Here is a 19,481-nt window from a genome sequence, read left to right as displayed (position 1 = left end):
ACGCCCTCCAATCAGGAGAGCGCTGCTATATGCTTATGAAACGCGTCTTTTTCCACAATCGCGCCGGGGTAGCTGATGACTGTGGCGGCGACTTTTGCGCCGAAGCTGGCGGAGTCGGTCACATCTTTACCAGACAGACGTGCTGACAGGTAGCCGCCATTAAACGCATCACCGGCTGCGGTGGTATCGACAACGCTCTCTACACGCTCTACCGGTACGATGCAATGGCTGTCCTGTTCGTAGATGTGCACGCCAACAGCGCCGTTCTTCACGATGATCTCTTTAACGCCGAGGTCAGCAACATGCTGGTGGATAGCATCCACGTCAGTGTGGCCATATAACGCCAGATGATCATCACCGCCCGGAAAAGCGATATCTGAATGAGAATAGGCTTTATCTGTCCATAACTGAGCATGTTCAGGGCTTGGCCAGAGGCGGGGGCGATAATTAGGGTCAAAGACCACCTTGCCGCCTTTCGCACGAAAACCATCAATTAAATCGAACAGCTTCAGGCGCTGTACTTCATCCAGAATGGCTAGCGAAATGCCGCTGAAATAAAACACATCCGCGTTGCTTAAATCCCCGCGCATGAGGTTCAGTGTTTGGGTAGCCGCTGAGTTTGCCCGCCAGTAGGCGAAAGTACGTTCGCCGTGCTTATCCGTGCGCACCATGTACAGGCCGAGATTACGGTCTTCGCTGCGGTATACCTGGTCGGTATTGATTTCCTCGTCGCCCATTTTAAACAACAGCTCATCACTTAAGAAATCCGCGCCGATAGCGGTTAAGTAGCTTACTGAAATATCACGGGCGCAGCGCTTCAGGTACACAGCGGTGTTGTAGGTGTCGCCGGCGTAACCCTTAGAAAGTGTGTCGGCACCACGGTTAACCAGCTCAACCATGCACTCGCCGAAAATGACAATACGGCTCATGGTCGTAACCCTTCAAATGCCTCCAGCGCCTGCTTGCAGGTGTCTGTGATGCCTTGCCAGTTTTCTGCTTTTACCATGTCAGACGGGATCATCCACGACCCGCCTACGGCAAATACATTTTTCAGGCTCAGATAGTCGTTCAGGTTACTGCCGGAAATACCGCCGGTGGGGCAGAACGAGATATGCTGAAAGATGCCGCCCAGTGCTTTTAGCATTGGCGCGCCGCCGCTTAAGTGGGCAGGGAAGAATTTGAGTTCGGTAAGGCCGTATTCACTGGCCATCAGAATATCTGCAGGGTTACTGGTGCCGGGAATAAACGGCACGCCTGACGACATTAACCCGTCCAGTAAACGGGGGCTGACGGTGGGCGTCACCAGAAACTGGCTGCCGGCATCTACCGCTTCCTTTGCGTGCTCAGGGCTGAGCACAGTGCCCATGCCTACAACCATATCCGGAAATGCTTCACGGATAGCAGTCACAGAAGCCGTCGCTGCGTCTGTACGGCGCACCACTTCCAGGTTTTTAAGTCCGCTGGCTTCTACTGCCTTTGCAATATTCAGGGCTTGTTCTACCGAATCTGCCTGCAAAATTGGCAGGATCGGGGCGCCTTTCACAATGTGTTTAATGCCTTTCATTATAGCTCTCCCAGGCATGCAGCCATTGTTTCAGGTGTAATGTTGCTGAGTTTTTCAACCTGACCGTGTATGGTGTCGCGGAATGCCTGGTGGTCAGACAATTCAGCAAAAACGTCACGCTCATTCAGTACTGCATCTGTCAGTGCTTTTGTATCGCCGCTGTGTTTTTCAGCCAGCGACAATAAACGCTCAGCCATCGGATCGGTAATGGTTTCACCCGCCGCCTGACGTTTAGCGATAAACAGAATCCACGCAGCAACAGGTACGCTTAACAGGTTAAAGCTGGCTTTGGCTTTAATGCGGTCGCGTACGGTATTCAGAATGCGGAAAGGCAGCTTTTGTGAGCCGTCCCAGGCAATCTGCGCCAGTAAATGACGGATATGTTTGTTGTGATAGCGGTTCAGAATGTCACCGGCGTAGGCTGATAAATCCATTTTGTCACCGGCATCAATAGTCGGCAGAATTTCTTCTTTCAGCAGACGGCGGATAAACGCTTCAATTTCCGGTTTGCTGATGGCTTCAAACACCGTGTCGATGTCCAAAAGCGAACCCACGTAAGCCAGCGTTGAATGGGTGCCGTTCAGCACGCGCAGTTTGGCTTTTTCGAACACGTGAACGTCATCGGTGAAAGTTACACCCACTTTTTCCCATGCTGGACGGGGGCCGCTGAATTTATCTTCCACAACCCACTGGGTAAAGGCTTCACGCTGAATAGGCCACTCGTCGGTCACGCCGAGTGCAGCTGAAGTCTGGCTGACCAGCGCCTCGTCAGTGGCGGGAGTGATGCTGTCTACCATGGTGTTAGGGAAACAAATATTCTTGCTGATCCACGCTGCCAGTTCGCTGTCGAGTAATTGTGCGAATACCACAACGGCCGCGCCCAGTTTGCTGCCGTTATCAGACAGGTTGTCGCAACTGACGATGGTGATTTCGCTGGCACCACTTTCCATGCGCACTTTAAGAGCAGCAACCAGTAATCCGATAGCCGATACCGGCTCTTCCGGAAAATCTTTATCGTGCAGGATATCCGGATGGGCTGCATCGAGCTTGCCCTGATTGTCCAGGCAATAGCCTTTCTCAGTAATGGTCAGCGTAACGATGTGTGTGGTGGGTGCGGTCAGCGATGCCATAATGGCATCGCGGTCTTCACTTAACACGTACACGTTATTCATTGCGCCGATGATCTGGGTATATGGCTCGTTATCCAGTACAACCAGTGAATACAGGTTATCCTGGCCGGACAGTTTTTCTTTCAGGCTTTTACTGCGCATAGACACGCCGTCAATACGCCAGTTTCCGCCGTGGGCCATGGCCAGATCGGTATACACCGCCTGGTGGGCGCGGTGAAATGCGCCCGGGCCAATATGCACAATGCCGCTGGTGGTGGCATTCACATCGTATTGAGGCTGTTTTACCTCTGACGGCAAGTCCGCCAGCGTAGAGAAATTCAGACGTGCCATGCGGTTACCCCAGTTTGTAAGCGTTTTTCGCCAGATTATAAGACAGTTGCTGTGCCAGTTCGGCGGCTTCCCAGTCGGCAACGCGGTGTTCAACCACCAGTTGCGCAAGGAAACGGCAATCGATACGGCGTGCCACATCGTGACGGGCCGGAATAGACAGGAACGCGCGTGTATCGTCATTAAATCCAACGGTGTTGTAGAAACCGGCAGTTTCGGTAACGTTGTGACGGAAACGCAGCATGCCTTCCGGACTGTCGTGGAACCACCACGCCGGACCCAGCTTCAGGCACGGATAGTGACCGGCCAGCGGGGCGAGTTCACGGGCATACACGGTTTCATCCAGGGTAAACAGGATGATATTCAGATTCGCTTCGTTACCGTACTTGTTCAGCAATGGCTTCAGTGCGTTAACGTAGTCAGTCTGCATAGGAATATCGTGGCCTTTATCGCGGCCGAATTTCTTAAACAGGCTTTCGTTATGGTTACGGAATGAGCCCGGGTGGATTTGCATCACCATACCGTCTTCCACACTCATGCCGGCCAGTTCGGTAAGCATTTGTGCACGGAACAGTTCCTGCTCTGCGGCTGAGGAATCCCCTGACAGCACTTTCGTAAACAGGCTTTCGCATTCAGCGGCAGATAAATCTGCGGTGGCGGCAGTCGGGTGGCCGTGGTCTGTAGCGGTAGCGCCGTGTTCACGGAATACCTGACGGCGCTGACGCAATGCGGCCAGATAACCCTGCCAGCTGGTAGTGTCTTCGCCGGTGATATCACCCAGTTTAGCGATGTTATCTACAAAATCTTCGCGGGAAGCATCTACCACGTCGTCAGGACGGAAGGTGGTGATAACGCGCTTGTCCCAGCCGGTGCCTTTGATTGCGCCGTGATGAGTCAGCGGATCCAGTGCGCCTTCAGTGGTGGCAATTAACTCAATGTTAAAGCGGTCCATCAGTGCACGGGGTTTGTATTCAGGCTTCGCCAGCTCTTTGGTGATGAACTCGTAGTAGTCCATGGCGTTGTCTGAGCACAGCATGTCGGTAAGTCCGAACACGTTTTTAAATACGGTGTCGAGCCACATGCGCGACGGTGTACCCGGAAACAGGTAGTAGTGGTCAGCGAACAGCTGCCAGATTTTACGCGGATCTGCTTCAGACTCACCGCCATCCCAGCGGCGGATGCCTAACTGCTCAAGGGTGATACCCTGAGAATACAACATACGAAAGACGTAGTGATCAGGCAGAATAAACAGTTCGGTAGCGTTACCGAAGTTTTCGTCGTAGGCAAACCAGCGCGGATCAGTATGTCCATGAGGGCTGATAACAGGCAAGTCCCTGACAGACTGATACAACTCACGGGCGATGCCGCGGGTCTTTTCATCAACCGGAAAAAGCCTGTCTTCATGAAGTAAAATCGGTTTCATAACATTCTCTTTTTTAAAGGGTTACGCCTCGTTTCCAAATAGCAATTTCATGACTGCCATTCTTCTCATTACAGGTAAGTTGACCTGACGCTGTAGTGAGACAAAGTTGGTACAACTGTGCTGCGCAGTCGTCAATACTGACGCCTTGCAGCACTTGTCCCGCATTGAAGTCAATCCAGTGTGGTTTTTGTTCTGCTATTCTGGAATTTGACGATATTTTTATTGTGGGTACAGGGAACCCGAGCGGTGTACCGCGCCCGGTGGTGAATAAAACGATATGAGCGCCACTGGCGGCCAGGGCCGTTGAGCTGACAGCGTCGTTACCCGGCGCCTGCAGCAGTGACAAACCTTTCTGGTGAACAGGTTCACCGTATTTCAGTACGCCGCCGACAGCCGCCTGACCGCCTTTCTGCACCGCACCGAGGGATTTTTCTTCCAGTGTCGTTAAACCGCCGGCTTTGTTACCCGGGGACGGATTTTCGTAGACTGGCTGGTTATGGTCGAGGAAGTATTGTTTGAATTCATTGACCAGTGAAACAATGTCGTTGAACACGGGCTCAGACACGGCGCGGTCCATCAGCAACTGTTCTGCACCGAACATCTCAGGGGTTTCTGTTTGCAGTACAGTACCGCCTATGCCGGTTAAAATGTCGGTCATACGGCCAACCAGCGGGTTAGCGGTAATGCCGCTGAACGCATCGCTGCCGCCGCATTTTACGCCCAGAACCAGTTCCGAGGCGGGGATCAGTTCCCGTTTATCGGCACCCACCGGTTTCAGCATTTCGTAAACCAGACGGATACCTTCTTCAATTTCGTCGCCTACCTGCTGGGAATTGTAATAACGCAGGCGGTCTTCAGGTTTATCTACCAGCTCCAGCATGGCTGAAAGCTGGTTGTTCTCGCAGCCAAGACCAACGATTAAAACAGCACCGGCATTAGGGTGGGAAGCCAGTGCTGCCAGAATTGCGCGGGTATCTGTTAAATCGTCGCCCAGCTGCGAGCAACCAAAGGGGTGAGTAAAAGCGCGGAATCCGTCACACTCGTTGGCAAAACGGCGCTCACACTCTGAAGCAATGCGCTCTGCAGTGCGGTTTACGCAGCCAACGGTATTGATAATCCATATTTCGTTACGGATACCAACCTTCCCATTTTCTCTGCGATAGCCCATGAACGTGCCATCTGTGGCATTGCTCCCGGTGGCACTTTTCTTCAGGTCTTTCCACGTGTATGCTTCCTGACCGCTGAGATTGGTTTTCAGGTTGTGGCTGTGAATATGGGCACCGGCGGTAACATCTTCTGTTAAATGACCAATGGGAAAGCCATATTTAACAATGTTTTCACCGGCCTTCATGGCCTTCAGGGCAACCTTATGTCCCGCAGGGATAGCATCAGCCAGGGTAAGCTCAAGATCATTGTTTTGGATTCCCGCCTCTAAGTCCATTGTTGCTACGGCAACATTGTCCTGCGGATGAACCTGAATCAATTGGGTTTGGTCTTGCATACTTACACTCCTGCTGGCGAAAGGCACCGTTAATTCTGTTAAGACAATGGGAACAGTTTCTTAACATGAATGCCACCGGTGGCATTGTAGGTCAGAATAAACAGCGGATCAATCTTCATCAGCGAAATTCTTTTACTTTTCTGCTTTGCGGGTGGACTCACGAATGATCAGGTGAGGTTTCACCAGATAACTTTCCATGTCGTCCGTCGGTTTGTCCTCAATCATCGCAATAATTTTCTTCGCAGCCAGTGATGCCATGGCTGTTACCGGGCGCTTCACTGTGGTCAGTGACGGGATCACTCTGGCAGCCAGCAAGTTATCATCGAATCCGGCAATAGACAGTTCTTCCGGCACGCGAATACCCATTTCATGGGCGACTTTCAGTACGCCGGCGGCCATTTCGTCGTTGTTGGCAAAAATGACTGCAGGGCGGGATGACTGAATAAGCAGACTGCGGGCACATTCGATACCGCTTTCATAACTGTTTTTACCTTCGATAACGCGGTTATCGGGTAAATCGATGCCCAGCTCGCGCAGGGTATCGCGGAAACCTTCGAGACGCTCAATGGAAGAGTAGTAAGCCTGCGGACCACTGATGATGGCAATGTCGCGGTGTCCCAGAGACACCAGATAACGGGCGAGATCGCTGATGGCAGCACGGTCGTCAGACACCACAATGTTCGCGTGGTCGTCTAAATCCACTGACGCCATACGTACATAATTGATAGCCTGGTCGCGCAGGGCGGCAGCCAGCTCTTTGGCTTCAGACACCGGCGGCAGGATAACCACGCCGTCGATATTCGAGCGTTTGACGAACTTAATACAGTTGTCGATGAAATCCGGTGAGTTGTAGTGGCAGGGATGAACAACCAGTTCATAGCCTTTTTCTGAACAGACGTTCAGAACGCCCCGTTGCACCTGGTCGATATACAGGGCATCCGGGTTATCGTAAATCATACCGAGCAGAAATGAGCGGGAGGCAGCGAGGCCACGGGCCTGCTTATCCGGAGAAAAGCCTAACTCATCAATGACTTTCTGGATTTTTTCCCGGGTGGCCGCACCCACATTGGTGGCGCCGTTGATCACGCGGGAAACCGTACGTTTAGACACCCCTGAAAGGCGGGCTACATCATTGATAGTCGGACGTTTATCCATGTTTTTCACTTATTATTATTAGCGTTAACGCTGCTCGTTTTATTTAATCATTGTTGCTCTTTGCACCTCTGACACCTGCTGTTTCCCCTGTAGGGTATCCTGCGGAACGGCCAGGTCGGGTAAGTTTAGCCTTTTACACTGCGGATTCACAATCTTAATACGTACAAGCCCTACCAGTGGCAGGGCTTGTTAAAGCGCATATCAGAATCCCAGTGCTGCGGGCAGTGCTTCTGAGAACCACGCCACATAGGTGACTAACATGAGCACCACAAACATCGCGGCATAAAGTGGCAACAATGGCCGGATTATATTTTCCAGTTTGGTTTTTGCGATGGCACAGGTGATAAACAGTACTGCACCTACCGGCGGTGAACACAAACCAATAGACAAATTAAGCACAATCATAATGCCGAACTGCAACGGGGACATACCCAGCTGCATGGCAACCGGCAGAAAGATTGGCGTAAAAATAAGAACGGCCGGTGTCATATCCAAAAATGCACCCACCACAATCAACAACAGGTTGATAAGCAGTAAGATGACAATAGGATTGTCACTGAGTTCCAGTAATGCGGCGCTGAGCGTTTGCGGAATATTCTCAAACGACAGTAACCATGACATCGCCGTAGACGCTGCAATCAGCAACATAACAATAGCGGTGGTCTCTGCAGACTTAAGCAGAATGCCGGGCAGTTCTCTGGTTTTTACCTCGCCGTAAACACCCACAGACAGGATGAGTGAATACACCACAGCAATGGCACCGGCTTCTGTTGCGGTAAATACGCCGCCGACGATACCGCCGATCACCAGCACGATAAGAAACAGACTGGGAATAGCGGCCAGTAGTTTTTCGGCAACTACTTTTATGGGTAAGCGGTCTGACAGCGGATAACCTTTAATTTTTGCCCAGATGTAGCACACCACCATGAGCGCAAGGCCCACCATAATGCCCGGAATGTAGCCCGCCATGAACAGCGCAGCGATGGATACGCCGCCACTGGCAATAGCATAAACAATCAGGATATTACTTGGCGGGATAAGCATGCCGGTCGTTGCAGCCGCCGCGGTAACCGCCGCTGAAAAATTAGGGTCATAGCCTTTTTTCTTCATTTCCGGCAGCATGAAACTGCCGATAGCTGAACAGGCCGCTACCGCAGAGCCCGAGATGGCACCAAACAGCATGCAGGACACCACGTTCACTAGGGCGAGACCACCCGGCAGCGCACCGATAAGTGCCATGGCACATTCAATCAATCGCTTGGCAATACCACCGCGCCCCATGATCAGACCTGACATTACGAAAAAAGGTATTGCAAGCAGCGCAAAGCTGTCCAGTCCGCCGGCCATACGCTGAGCCATCGTAGTCACTGCCGGTTCAAACTCGATATTTATCAGCATGGCTACCATGGTTGCGAGACCAATGCTGATAGAAACGGGCACATTAATCAGTAAAAAGAAAAAGAAGCCAACGATGAGGATTATTGCAGTCATTTCCATTACAGCGGCTCCTGTGACTCGTCTATCCAGAGGTTATAAATATTGATGATGCTGTAGAACACCATAATGACGCCGGAAATCGGAAGAACGGTGTAAATCCAGCCCATTTTTACGCCAAGTGCTGCAGAAATCTGATTAAGATCCAGGGTCAGGCTGACCAGTGCGTTACCGCCGACAATGAGTACCAGCACACAAAAGGTAACAACCAGCACTTCAACGAAGGTCATAATAAGTCTGCGCACAGTTTCTGACTGACGGTTTACGATGAGATTAAAGCCCAGATGGACTTTCTGACGGTATGCGTAAGCAGAACCTAAAATGCCAATCCAGATAAGCAGGAAGCGGGATAACTCTTCAGTTACCGAAGCGGGATCTTTCAGCAGGTAGCGGGAAATAACCTGCCACACCACCACCAGAAGGATAGCGGCCATGGCAGCAATCAGCGACGCTGCAAGACTCTTATCAATTAACTTTACTAACTGTCGCATGATTACATCGCCTTAATTTTATCTAGCAGATTACCCACTTCAGAGCCGGCATAGCTGTCGTGGAAAGGTTTTACTGCATCCACAAAGGGTTGCTTGTCGGGATAAATCACTTCCACACCATCAGCAATCACTTTTTCCAGAGACTCTTCTGTAGACGCCTGCCACAATTTACGCTGATACACCACGGAGTCGGCCATGGCCTGATTGAGCCAGCCCTGCTGCTGAGGTGTAAGATTGTTCCAGGTACGCAGCGACATCAGCATGACGTCAGGTACAGAGGTGTGCTCATCCAGCGAATAGTAACGGGCGATTTCGTAGTGGCGGGACAGGTAATAGCTGGGCGGATTGTTTTCCGCACCGTCAACAACACCCTGCTGCAAAGCTGTGTACAGTTCACCCCAGGAGACCGGTGTGGCTGCTCCGCCCAGCGCACGTACGGTTTTCACCGCTGTAGGGCTGTTCAGTACACGGATCTTTAATCCTTTTAGATCTTCCGGCGTGCGGATTGGGCGGTCAGTAGTATAGAAGCTGCGGCTGCCGGCGTCGTAGTAACCCAGGCCCTTCAGCTTGAACGCTTCCACACCAGAGAGCAAATCTTTGCCCACGTTACTGTTAAGCACGTTCCAGTAGTGCTCATTGTCACGGAACACATAGGGAATACTAAAAATCTGCATTTCCGGCGCAAAGCCTTCCAGCGGACTGGCAGACACTTTGGTCATGTCCAGCGAACCGATTTGCAGCAGCTCAATCATTTCCCGTTCGGTGCCTAACTGGCTGCCGGGATAAATCGCTACCTGCATGGTTCCGCCGGAATATTCGTCCAGGCGTTCACCTAAAAATACCATGGCTTTGTGCACAGAATGCTGGGGATCCAGAGAATGCCCCAATCTGAGTACCACCACGTCACTGTCCTGCTTACTGCCACAGCCGGCAATCAGGCTTGTGATGAATACAAGCAGCAGTACCGGCACAACTTTAAGGCGCAACATACTTACCTCAATACTTATCTGAGCTGGTCTGGCGGGAACTTGTCCATATCGTCATAGTCGAGGTTTTCCCCGGCCATGCCCCAGATGAACGCATAGTTCGCAGTACCCACACCGCAGTGAATTGACCAGGGCGGTGACAGCACGGCCTGCTCATTGGAAACAAAAATATGACGGGTTTCCTGTGGCTCACCCATAAAGTGGCAGACTGCCTGTCCGTCGGCTAAGTCGAAGTAGAAGTACACTTCGTTACGACGGTCGTGCTGGTGGGCCGGCATGGTATTCCACACACTGCCCGGTGCCAGACGGGTTAACCCCATTTGTAATTGACAGGTATCAACCACGGTGTTGATAAGCAACTGATTAATATCACGTTCGTTACTGGTTTCCTGACTGCCAAGATGCAGCACATTGGCATCGCCTTTACCCACTTTTTTGCATGGGTAAACATGGTGCGCCGGTGCTGAATTCAGGTAGAACTTCGCCGGATTAGCCGCATCGTCTGAAGCAAACACAACGGATTCGTTATCTTTACCGATATACAGAGCTTCTTCTTTTTCCAGTGTGTAGGTGGTGTCGCCTACAGTGACTGTCCCGGTGCCGCCGATGTTAATAACACCCACTTCACGACGGGCGGTGAAGTAACTCATTTTCAGCTGGTCATCCAGCGTTTCCAGTTTCAGTGGCGCAGAAGTTGGTACTGCGCTGCCCACCATGAAACGCTCATAGTGGCTGTAGACCCAGTAGATTTTGCCGTGCTGCATGAGTTTGTCAGCCAGAAAGGCTTCACGCAGTTCATTGGTGTCGTAAGACTTAACTTCCCGTTGTCCTACGGCGTAACGGATTTCGTGTTCAGTAGTCATGGTGCCTGTCTCTTGTAGGGTTTGTGAGGATCAGCGGGCAAGGAAGCCGCCGTCGACGGCTAACACATGGCCGTTCACGTAATTGCTTGCATCACTGGCCAGAAACACCAGTGCGCCTTTTAAGTCTTCCGTCTCGCCCCAGCGTCCGGCCGGGATCCTTGAAATAATTTCCTTGCTGCGGCCTGCATCGTCCTGCAGAGCCTGCGTGTTGTCGGTACGGATATAGCCGGGCGCAATAGCGTTCACCTGAACGTTGTGCTTGCCCCATTCATTAGCCAGTGCTTTGGTCAAGCCGGCAATGGCGTGCTTGCTGGCAGTGTAGGCAGGCACTGTGATGCCGCCGCTGTAACTGAGCATAGATGCGGTATTAATGATTTTGCCGTAACCCTGCTCAATCATGTTGCGGCCGATTTGCTGGCTGAGCAGAAACGCTGAGTCTGTATTTACGCGCAACACGTTCTGCCATTCCTCCAGCGGGAAATCTACGGCCGGGCTGCGGAAAATTGTACCGCCGTTATTCACCAGAATATCGATACCACCCCAAACAGCCTGTGCGTCATCAGCCAGCTTCTGAACCGCTGCCATGTCTGACAGATCGGCATGCAGGGCGGTAACTTCCACGTTGTTGACGGCGCGGGTTTTGGCGAGGGTTTCTTCACATCCGCCTTCACGGGAACTGGCGCAAATAACACTGGCGCCGGATTCGGCCAGAGCGACGGCCATGGCTTGTCCGATACCGCGGCTGGCACCGGTGACCAGCGCACGTTTTCCCGTCAAACTGAAGTTAGGCATGACATTTCCTTTTTGCGTAAAAACGATGAATTTTGCGGGTGTTGTAAATGAACCGGAAACGCATTTTCCGGATAAGCGATGAAACACCACACACAGTTTACAATGTTAACAACATTTAAAATAATTGCCACCGGTGGCAATTGTCAATATATTAGTGCAAAGTATTTCCCCGAATAACGACCTCTAAACGACGAAATCACGGAGCGCAATATGAAGAAATCAACCCTGCCACTGAGTATCATTCTGGCGTTATCCGCTGCCGCATGCAGCCCTGATAAAACCCCGTCTTCTAGTCAGGAAAGTCAGGAAAAACAATCATCTGCAGAATCTGTTGTGAGTAAGGTCAGCGTGAGTAATCCGGCCGGCGGCGCAGCGCTTCCGCAACTTCTGCGTTTTCCGGCAAGCGCTTTTGATGACGACAATGCAGTGACAAAAAAAGTGACAAACTTTCCTTCTGAGTGGACAAAAGATCAGCAGGGAAATGATGTTCTTAACGTTTTAGTCACATTGGATGCCGGTGAAAAAGCCACAATTGCTCTGTCAGATTCAGCCCCGGATGCACCGGATGTTGCTTACACTGAATTGTCGGTTCGTCAGGGCGGTGAATGGGATGGTAAAGAGTACAAAGCAGACGGTTTCAGCTTTGAGAATGTGGATTCTTTTACTGCGCCTCCGCAACTGACTGATCATTCATACTATTTACGTTATGAAGGACCGGGCTGGGAAAATGACCTGGTGGGGTACCGCTTATATCTGGACTGGCGTAACGGCACGGATATCTTCGTGAAAACCGGTAACGAACCCGTGCTGCATCAGGTGGGGCAGGATGGTTACGACAGCTATCATGATCTGTCTGACTGGGGCGGCGACGTGCTGAAAGTGGGTAAAGCGCTGGGTCTTGGCTCTTTTGGCCGTATGGAAGGCGACACGGTAATGCATATGCAGAACGTGGACGAGATGTCCTGGGCACTGGGCCATGACGACAAGCTGTCTGCCGGGTTCACTGTTAATTACAATGGCTGGGATGTGAATGGTAAGAAGCTCGATGCCAGTGCAGATTACGAAATTCACGCCGGTGACCCGTCAACCACGGTAACTGTGTCGTTAAGCGGGACAGCAGATGACCTGGTAACTGGGATTGTTAAGCATGACAACACCCAATACATCGAACTGGAAATGAATGGCTGGGGCGTCATTGCCACCTACGGTAAGCAAAGCTTGCTGGGCGCAGATGACGAGCTGGGCATGGCACTGTTCTACAAAGTGGACGATATCTCCCGCAAGTTTGAAGCGGAATATGACTATTTGATTCAGTTCAAACCTGCAACAACCATGGAATATCAGTTCATGGCAGTATGGCCTTCTCACCCTGACAGCCCTGACGACGAAAGCGGTTTTACAGAACTACTGAAAACCAAACTCAAAGCATTAGCCAGCCCTGTAACAGCGGGGTAGGCTGCTTAACGGCCGAATGCTTTCAGCCAGTCTGTCCATACGGGGTCGAGTCCGCGTGCGGTGAGGCTGTTTGCCACTGCGCTGGCTGAGCGGGTGTCTTCGGTTGAGAATTGCTCCAGTGCTGTTGTGGGAGCGCTGTATCCACCAGGTTGAGTTTGCGATGCGGCAGACAATTGATTAATGGCCAGTGGTACTACGTTGTCGCGAAATGCCGGGGATTCCCTTGTGGAAAGGCTTAGTTCCACTTCCGGAAAACACAGCCGGTAAGCACAAATCAGTTGTATGAGCTGTTTATCTGATACCTGACTTTTCTGCGTTGCCTGGTCACCGGCGCAGGGCTTGATGCGGGGGAATGCAACAGAGTAGCGGCTTTTCCAGTAGCGCTGTTGCAACAGGCTGAGATGTAATGCGGTAAATGCGCTGTCCGTCCGCCATTCGGATAGCCCGAGCAAAGCACCCAGACCGATTTTGTTCATACCAGCTTCGCCAAGCCTGTCCGGTGTTGCTAACCGCCAGTCGAAATCCTGCTTTTTGCCCCGCAGGTGATACTCCGCATAATGGGTGCGATGATAAGTTTCCTGATAAACCAGCACACTGTCAGTTCCGGCTGCAGCAAGGGCACGGTATTCATCTGTAGAAAGCGGTTGCACCTCCATGGCAACATGGCTGAAGTGAGCCTTTACTAACTCCACTGCTTGAAGAAAGTAATCCATACCCGCTTTCGTTTCGTGCTCGCCGGTAACCAGCAAAACAGAATCAAAACCCATTTTCTTGATGGCATAAACTTCCTCTGATATTTCAGCCATGGTCAGTTTCGTGCGTTTAATTTTATTGCTCATAGTAAAGCCGCAATAGGTGCATTCGTTGGCGCACAGGTTTGACAGATACAAGGGCACGAACAAAGACACGGTATGGCCGAAACGCTGGCGTGTGAGGGTCTGTGCTTTAACAGCCATATCCGGCAGAAATGCTTCTGCAGCAGGGGATATCAGCGCAAGAAAATCCTGCCAGTGCCGGGCGGGGCGTTGCAGTGCTAACATCACATCTGCCGCGCTTTTGCTGTAAAGTGCCAACCTGACATCGTCCCAGTCTGTGCGGGACAGCTCTTCTGCCACCGTCATGACAAACCTGCCAGAAACTGTGTGAACGGGCTGGTTGCAGAAGCCCGGGAGTTGACCGGTGCGGTACCGGCCAGCCAGGCCTCGCGGCCGGCTTCCACGGCTTTTGCAAACGCACTGGCCATGGCAACCGGTTGGGTAGAGGCAGAAATGGCGGTATTTACCAGTACTGCATCAGCACCCATTTCCATGGCTTCGCAGGCATGAGAGGGAGCGCCGATCCCGGCATCAACCACCACCGGGATTCCGGCCTGTTCAATGATGATATGCAGGAACTCGCGGGTTTGCAGGCCTTTATTGGAACCGATAGGTGCGCCAAGTGGCATCACTGCAGCGCATCCGGCTTCTTCTAAGCGCTTGCACAGAACAGGATCCGCATGACAATAAGGCAGCACGTTGAAGCCTTCTTTGCACAGCGCTTCAGCGGCTTTTAATGTTTCCACCGGATCGGGAAGTAAGAAGCGCTGATCGGGATGAATTTCCAGTTTCAGCCAGCTGGTACCTAACAGCTCTCTGGCCAGACGGGCCGCATAAACCGCTTCTTCCGCTGTCGCCGCACCGGAAGTGTTCGGCAGTAATGTAACCGGCAGCGAACGTAGAACGCTGAGGGTAGGGTCGGGCACGTCGCCTTTTGAAAGCCGTTTAAGTGCCAGCGTAACAAGCCGGGTCTGGCTGGCGACCAGGGCATCTTTCATGATGTCAGGGTGACTGAATTTCCCTGTACCGGTGAATAATCTGGATGTAAAAGTAGTGCCGGCAATTGTCAGCATCATTAACCTCCCGCTACCAGAGTAAAGAGTTCTACGGCATCGTCAGGTTGCAGCTTATGATGTTGCCACTGGCTGGCCGGAATGATTGTCTGGTTTACCGCTACAGCCACTGACGGGGTTTGCTGCAGATAGTCACTGATCGCATCGGCGAGCAGGCTGCCTTCTGGCAGAGTAAGCTTGTCACCGTTACACAATATGTTCATGGTTTTCCCCCGATATGATTTGAGCATGCCGGACACGCCGGATTTTTATTGATTCTGAAATGCCGCAGGGTGAGGGCGCGGCCGTCGTAGACGTGAAGTTGTCCGAAATCCACAGGCTGAATGCCGCACAGGTAACTGAGTGCAAGGCTGGCCTGGAACTGACCGGCAATGGCAACTACAGGACTGAATATTCCCTGCTCCATGCACGTTTGTGGGTGCTCACTAATCTGTTCCATGCATTCATAACAGGCCGAACCGGATACCGGATTCTGCGCCAGCGCCGTGGCGGAAAAGCCTGCGGCACTGGCGGAAATGAGCGGCAGCTTATGTTCAAGGGACAGTCTATTGACAAATTTTCTGCTGGACACGCTGTCTGTGCAATCCAGCAGTAACGAACAGTACGGCAGGTGAGTGGCAAGTCTGACGGGATCGGCAGGGTCGTCGATACATCTTATCTGACACCCGCCATGCATGGCTGTCAGTCGCGACCGTGCAGCATAGACTTTCTTTTGTCCCGCATCGGCTTCGGTAAACAGCCACTGGCGGGGTAAATTACTGATTTCCACGATGTCATGGTCGATCAGCACAATTTCGCCCACACCGGCAGACACCAGTGCCATGGCTACCTGACAACCCAGTCCTCCGCAGCCGAACAGCATGACTTTTGATTGCATGAGTTGCAGCTGGGCTTCCTCATCAAAATTATCCAGCAGTAAATGACGGCTGTAGCGGGAATACAGTTCAGTGGTCAGCACGGCGGCACCTCCCGCGCAATGCGTTGACGGCGTCTTCCGGGTTATCGCTTTCTGTAATAGCCGTTACGACGGCAATGGCATCTGTGCCTGTGGCAGCCACGGTGTCGATATTGCTTAACGTAATACCGCCGATGGCTACAGTGGGAATGCAGAGATATTTGCAAAGTGACACGTAGTCAACCAGCCGCGCCGTACCCTGTGGCGCAGAGGGCATATCTTTCGTTCTGGTAGGAAAAATATGACCCAGCGCTATGTAAGAAGGCCGGATTTGAATGGCGCGGCACAGCTCTGCATATCCGTGAGTCGAAATGCCCAGCCGCAATCCGGCACGGGCAATGGCACTCAAATCGGCAGTGGCGAGATCTTCCTGCCCGAGATGCACACCATATGCCCCGTGTTCAATAGCCAGTTGCCAGTGGTCGTTGATGAAAAGCTGGGTGTTGTAACCGGCAGCCATAGTTACTGCTTCGCGGATGGTTTCACTCAGCGCTGTACCGGCGGATTTTATCCGCAACTGGATAATCTTAAGATTTAAAGGGAGAAGGCGCTGCAGCCATTCAAGGCTGTCGACCACCGGGTAAAGCCCGGGCGCAGAATCCAGCAAGTTAGGGAAAGAATAGTTATTCTTTGCCGGTATCAAGCCTTCAAAAACTGCCGGGAAGTAGGGAAGCAGTGAGGCGGGAAGCGACGGGGCCTGTTGTTCAACGAGCATCCCACGTTCAGACGGTGGGCGATGAAGGACAGCCGTTTCAGTCAGAACAAGCTCAGCCTGTTGCCAGGCTGCGGCAACCACAGCTGCGGCCAGCGAAACCGCATCTTCGGTAATGTATTGCTCAGCCAATGCACCGGCGATAGCCGATGCAAGCAGGCAACCGGAGCCCCTTAAATCAAAAGGCTGCCGTGCTTTGTGCACAAAACGCCGGACGTTTTCTTTGCTGTACAGCACATCACAGATTTCCGCCGCGTTCCCGGAGTCGGGCCGGAGCGATGACTCTGGTCTGTGACCGCCTTTTACCAGTACCTGATCGCAGCCTGAAGCGATAAGCTGATGTGCGGCAGCCAGTTCATCCCTGGCTTGCCGTAACGTAAAGCCTGTCAGCCAGGCCAGTTCACCATAGTTCGGCGTGATAAGCGTGACGTAGGGCAATAGTCCGGCGATAGCATCAAACGATAATTCACCGAGCTTACTTTTTGATGATGTCTGTAATACAGGGTCCCAAATTACCGGAATTTGCGGATATTCAGACAGTTTCTTAATAAGCACACGGATCTGTTCATCATTCACCAGCGCACCCACTTTTATCACCGCAGGGATCTGCGGCTGAAAAGCGACTTGCAGTTGTGACGAAAACGACGCCGGCGATACCGGAGAAACGTGCAGCACGCTGTCATGAGTTTGCGCGCTGACCAGCGACACCACATTGAGCTGGTGGACTGCAAAACATTGCAGCGCACGCTGGTCCTGCTGTAAACCGGCGGCGCCGGAGCTGTCGGTACCGCCAATCGTTAAAACACGGGGTAACATTATTCGCCCTCAGCAACGGCAGCATCAATGTAGAGAGCGCGACCGGACGCAGAGAACTTCTTTGCCATATCGGCCATGCCCTGTTGCTTCGCTTCTTCTGCCTGTGCGTGGTCACGTACTTCCTGAGAAATCTTCATGGAGCAAAATTTCGGACCGCACATGGAGCAGAAGTGCGCCACTTTGCTTGAAGCCTGTGGCAGGGTTTCGTCGTGATAGGCGCGGGCGGTAAACGGATCCAGTGCCAGATTAAACTGGTCTTCCCAGCGAAACTCAAAGCGGGCTTTCGACATGGCATTGTCGCGTATTTGTGCGCCCGGGTGACCTTTTGCCAGGTCTGCTGCGTGGGCGGCAATTTTGTAAGTAATCAGGCCCTGTTTCACATCTTCTTTATCCGGCAGGCCAAGATGCTCTTTGGGGGTGACGTAGCAGAGCATGGCACAGCCATACCAGCCTATCAGTGCCGCGCCGATCCCTGATGTAAAATGGTCATACCCCGGGGCGATATCCGTTGTCAGCGGCCCAAGGGTGTAAAACGGTGCGCCATGACAGTGAGATAACTGCTCATCCATATTTTCCTTGATCAGATGCATGGGCACGTGGCCAGGGCCTTCTATCATCACCTGAACGTCATATTCCCACGCGATAGCTGTGAGTTCGCCTAAGGTGCGCAGCTCGGCAAATTGTGCTTCATCGTTGGCGTCAGCAACGGAACCGGGGCGCAGACCGTCACCCAGTGACAGGCTTACGTCATATTGAGCGCAGATTTCACAGATTTCGCGGAAATGTTCATACAGAAAACTTTCCTGATGATGATACAAACACCATTTCGCCATAATGGCACCACCACGGGACACGATACCCGTAACGCGCTTAGCGGTTAACGGTACAAAGGGTAAGCGCACGCCGGCATGGATAGTAAAATAATCCACCCCTTGCTCTGCCTGTTCAATCAGGGTGTCACGAAAAACCGGCCAGTCGAGATCTTCAGCGACGCCATTGACCTTTTCCAGCGCCTGGTAAATGGGCACTGTGCCAATGGGCACCGGGCTGTTACGCAGCAGCCATTCACGGGTTTCGTGAATATTGCGGCCGGTGGATAAGTCCATGATGGTGTCTGCGCCCCAGCGTGTGGCCCAGACCAGCTTTTCCACTTCCTCTTCAATGGACGAGGTCACCGCGGAATTACCGATGTTGGCATTCACTTTGACCAGGAAGTTTCGTCCGATAATCATCGGCTCGGCTTCAGGGTGGTTGATGTTGGCCGGAATAATCGCCCGGCCTTCTGCGACTTCACGGCGTACGAACTCGCCGGTGATTTCCGCTGGTATGTTTGCGCCGAAGGCTTCCCCTTTGTGTTGCTGGTTCAACAGTTCATTTTTAATTGCTGCGCGACCCATATTTTCGCGGATAGCGATGTATTCCATTTCCGGCGTCACCATGCCCAGGCGGGCATAGCGCAGTTGCGTTACTACCTTGCCGGAAACAGCTTTACGGATGGTATTTTTCGCCTTAAAACGAATGGATTCTGAGGTGATGTCTGCATCCCGCGCCTGCGTATAGGATGATTCAGATGCGGCAATGGCTTGCGTATCGCTTCGTGCGTTAATCCACTCAGCGCGGCAATGCGGAATGCCTCTGGTCACATCGACTTCACAGGCCGGGTCGCCAAATACACCGGAGGCGTCGTATACGGGAATATCCGGATTGATTTCTTCTTCCTGTTCGCTGATGCGGGTAGGAGACTGGGCAATCATCCGCATGGGCACACGAATGGACGGGACAGATCCTTCCTCGTACTGGCGGAAAGAATTAGGAAAAGCTTCACCTTTCAGTGATTGTATAAATATTTGTGCCTGCTGGCGTTTCTCGCGTCGTGTTGACATAGCATTTGTTCCTTTTCGGGTGATAAATGCTTGTCAGGAGTGAGTA

Annotated in this window: 18 protein-coding genes; 1 reads left to right on the top strand and 17 read right to left on the bottom strand. The window is 52.3% G+C overall.

Annotated elements, in window-relative coordinates; translation table 11 throughout:
• Positions 1-11: 11 nt before the first annotated feature.
• From ACXAH4_RS03795 to ACXAH4_RS03745, 11 genes are all read right to left on the bottom strand, one after another.
• Positions 12-929, bottom strand: a complete 918-nt coding sequence (locus ACXAH4_RS03795; RefSeq protein WP_474843747.1) for a sugar kinase — start codon at positions 927-929, stop codon at positions 12-14.
• Positions 926-1,564 carry a bifunctional 4-hydroxy-2-oxoglutarate aldolase/2-dehydro-3-deoxy-phosphogluconate aldolase gene (gene eda, locus ACXAH4_RS03790; RefSeq protein WP_474880756.1) on the bottom strand — a complete coding sequence of 213 codons (639 nt, stop codon included), beginning with the start codon at positions 1,562-1,564 and terminating at the stop codon, positions 926-928. Before eda ends, ACXAH4_RS03795 begins: the two co-directional genes overlap by 4 nt.
• Positions 1,564-3,024 carry a mannitol dehydrogenase family protein gene (locus tag ACXAH4_RS03785; RefSeq protein WP_474880754.1) on the bottom strand — a complete coding sequence of 487 codons (1,461 nt, stop codon included), beginning with the start codon at positions 3,022-3,024 and terminating at the stop codon, positions 1,564-1,566. The genes eda and ACXAH4_RS03785 overlap by 1 nt, the downstream gene beginning before the upstream one ends.
• A gap of 4 nt (positions 3,025-3,028) precedes the next feature.
• Entirely contained in the window at positions 3,029-4,444 is a 1,416-nt protein-coding gene (gene uxaC, locus ACXAH4_RS03780) for a glucuronate isomerase (RefSeq protein ID WP_474880752.1), read from the bottom strand.
• Positions 4,445-4,457: 13 nt separating this feature from the next.
• Positions 4,458-5,945: a UxaA family hydrolase gene (locus tag ACXAH4_RS03775; protein WP_474880751.1), complete on the bottom strand. Its 1,488-nt coding sequence runs from the start codon at positions 5,943-5,945 to the stop codon at positions 4,458-4,460.
• 132 nt (positions 5,946-6,077) lie between these two features.
• Entirely contained in the window at positions 6,078-7,100 is a 1,023-nt protein-coding gene (locus tag ACXAH4_RS03770) for a LacI family DNA-binding transcriptional regulator (protein WP_474880749.1), read from the bottom strand.
• Positions 7,101-7,301: 201 nt separating this feature from the next.
• A complete protein-coding gene (locus tag ACXAH4_RS03765; protein ID WP_474880748.1) occupies positions 7,302-8,597 on the bottom strand; it encodes a TRAP transporter large permease in 1,296 nt (431 codons plus the stop codon).
• Complete coding sequence (locus ACXAH4_RS03760; protein WP_474843733.1) at positions 8,597-9,085, bottom strand: TRAP transporter small permease; 489 nt, start codon at positions 9,083-9,085, stop codon at positions 8,597-8,599. Before ACXAH4_RS03760 ends, ACXAH4_RS03765 begins: the two co-directional genes overlap by 1 nt.
• A gap of 2 nt (positions 9,086-9,087) precedes the next feature.
• On the bottom strand, positions 9,088-10,074 hold the full coding sequence (locus ACXAH4_RS03755) for a TRAP transporter substrate-binding protein (RefSeq protein ID WP_119499743.1): 987 nt from the start codon (positions 10,072-10,074) through the stop codon (positions 9,088-9,090).
• Positions 10,075-10,088: 14 nt separating this feature from the next.
• The gene (gene kduI, locus ACXAH4_RS03750; RefSeq protein WP_119499744.1) at positions 10,089-10,934 is read right to left on the bottom strand and encodes a 5-dehydro-4-deoxy-D-glucuronate isomerase; all 846 of its coding nucleotides are present in this window, start codon (positions 10,932-10,934) and stop codon (positions 10,089-10,091) included.
• A gap of 30 nt (positions 10,935-10,964) precedes the next feature.
• The gene (locus ACXAH4_RS03745) at positions 10,965-11,726 is read right to left on the bottom strand and encodes an SDR family oxidoreductase (protein ID WP_474880746.1); all 762 of its coding nucleotides are present in this window, start codon (positions 11,724-11,726) and stop codon (positions 10,965-10,967) included.
• 210 nt (positions 11,727-11,936) lie between these two features.
• Between ACXAH4_RS03745 and ACXAH4_RS03740 the strand changes: the two genes are divergently transcribed.
• The gene (locus tag ACXAH4_RS03740; RefSeq protein ID WP_474880744.1) at positions 11,937-13,181 is read left to right on the top strand and encodes a DUF4861 family protein; all 1,245 of its coding nucleotides are present in this window, start codon (positions 11,937-11,939) and stop codon (positions 13,179-13,181) included.
• Positions 13,182-13,186: 5 nt separating this feature from the next.
• Here ACXAH4_RS03740 and thiH read toward each other — a convergent pair whose 3' ends face one another.
• From thiH to thiC, 6 genes are read right to left on the bottom strand one after another with little or no spacing between them, the layout of a single operon-like run.
• Entirely contained in the window at positions 13,187-14,302 is a 1,116-nt protein-coding gene (thiH, locus tag ACXAH4_RS03735) for a 2-iminoacetate synthase ThiH (RefSeq protein WP_474880743.1), read from the bottom strand.
• Positions 14,299-15,069 carry a thiazole synthase gene (locus ACXAH4_RS03730; RefSeq protein WP_474881082.1) on the bottom strand — a complete coding sequence of 257 codons (771 nt, stop codon included), beginning with the start codon at positions 15,067-15,069 and terminating at the stop codon, positions 14,299-14,301. The genes thiH and ACXAH4_RS03730 overlap by 4 nt, the downstream gene beginning before the upstream one ends.
• A 2-nt stretch (positions 15,070-15,071) precedes the next feature.
• Positions 15,072-15,272 (bottom strand): sulfur carrier protein ThiS, encoded by a 201-nt coding sequence (gene thiS, locus ACXAH4_RS03725; protein WP_474843724.1) that lies wholly within the window; start codon positions 15,270-15,272, stop codon positions 15,072-15,074.
• Complete coding sequence (locus ACXAH4_RS03720; RefSeq protein WP_474880741.1) at positions 15,269-16,027, bottom strand: HesA/MoeB/ThiF family protein; 759 nt, start codon at positions 16,025-16,027, stop codon at positions 15,269-15,271. The genes thiS and ACXAH4_RS03720 overlap by 4 nt, the downstream gene beginning before the upstream one ends.
• Positions 16,014-17,552: a thiamine phosphate synthase gene (gene thiE, locus ACXAH4_RS03715; RefSeq protein ID WP_474880739.1), complete on the bottom strand. Its 1,539-nt coding sequence runs from the start codon at positions 17,550-17,552 to the stop codon at positions 16,014-16,016. The genes ACXAH4_RS03720 and thiE overlap by 14 nt, the downstream gene beginning before the upstream one ends.
• Positions 17,552-19,435, bottom strand: a complete 1,884-nt coding sequence (gene thiC, locus ACXAH4_RS03710) for a phosphomethylpyrimidine synthase ThiC (protein WP_474880737.1) — start codon at positions 19,433-19,435, stop codon at positions 17,552-17,554. Before thiC ends, thiE begins: the two co-directional genes overlap by 1 nt.
• Positions 19,436-19,481: the final 46 nt, after the last annotated feature.

The sequence above is a fragment of the Alteromonas sp. ABV2_168 genome (assembly GCF_056161165.1).
This window is presented reverse-complemented; position numbering and strand designations above follow the sequence as displayed.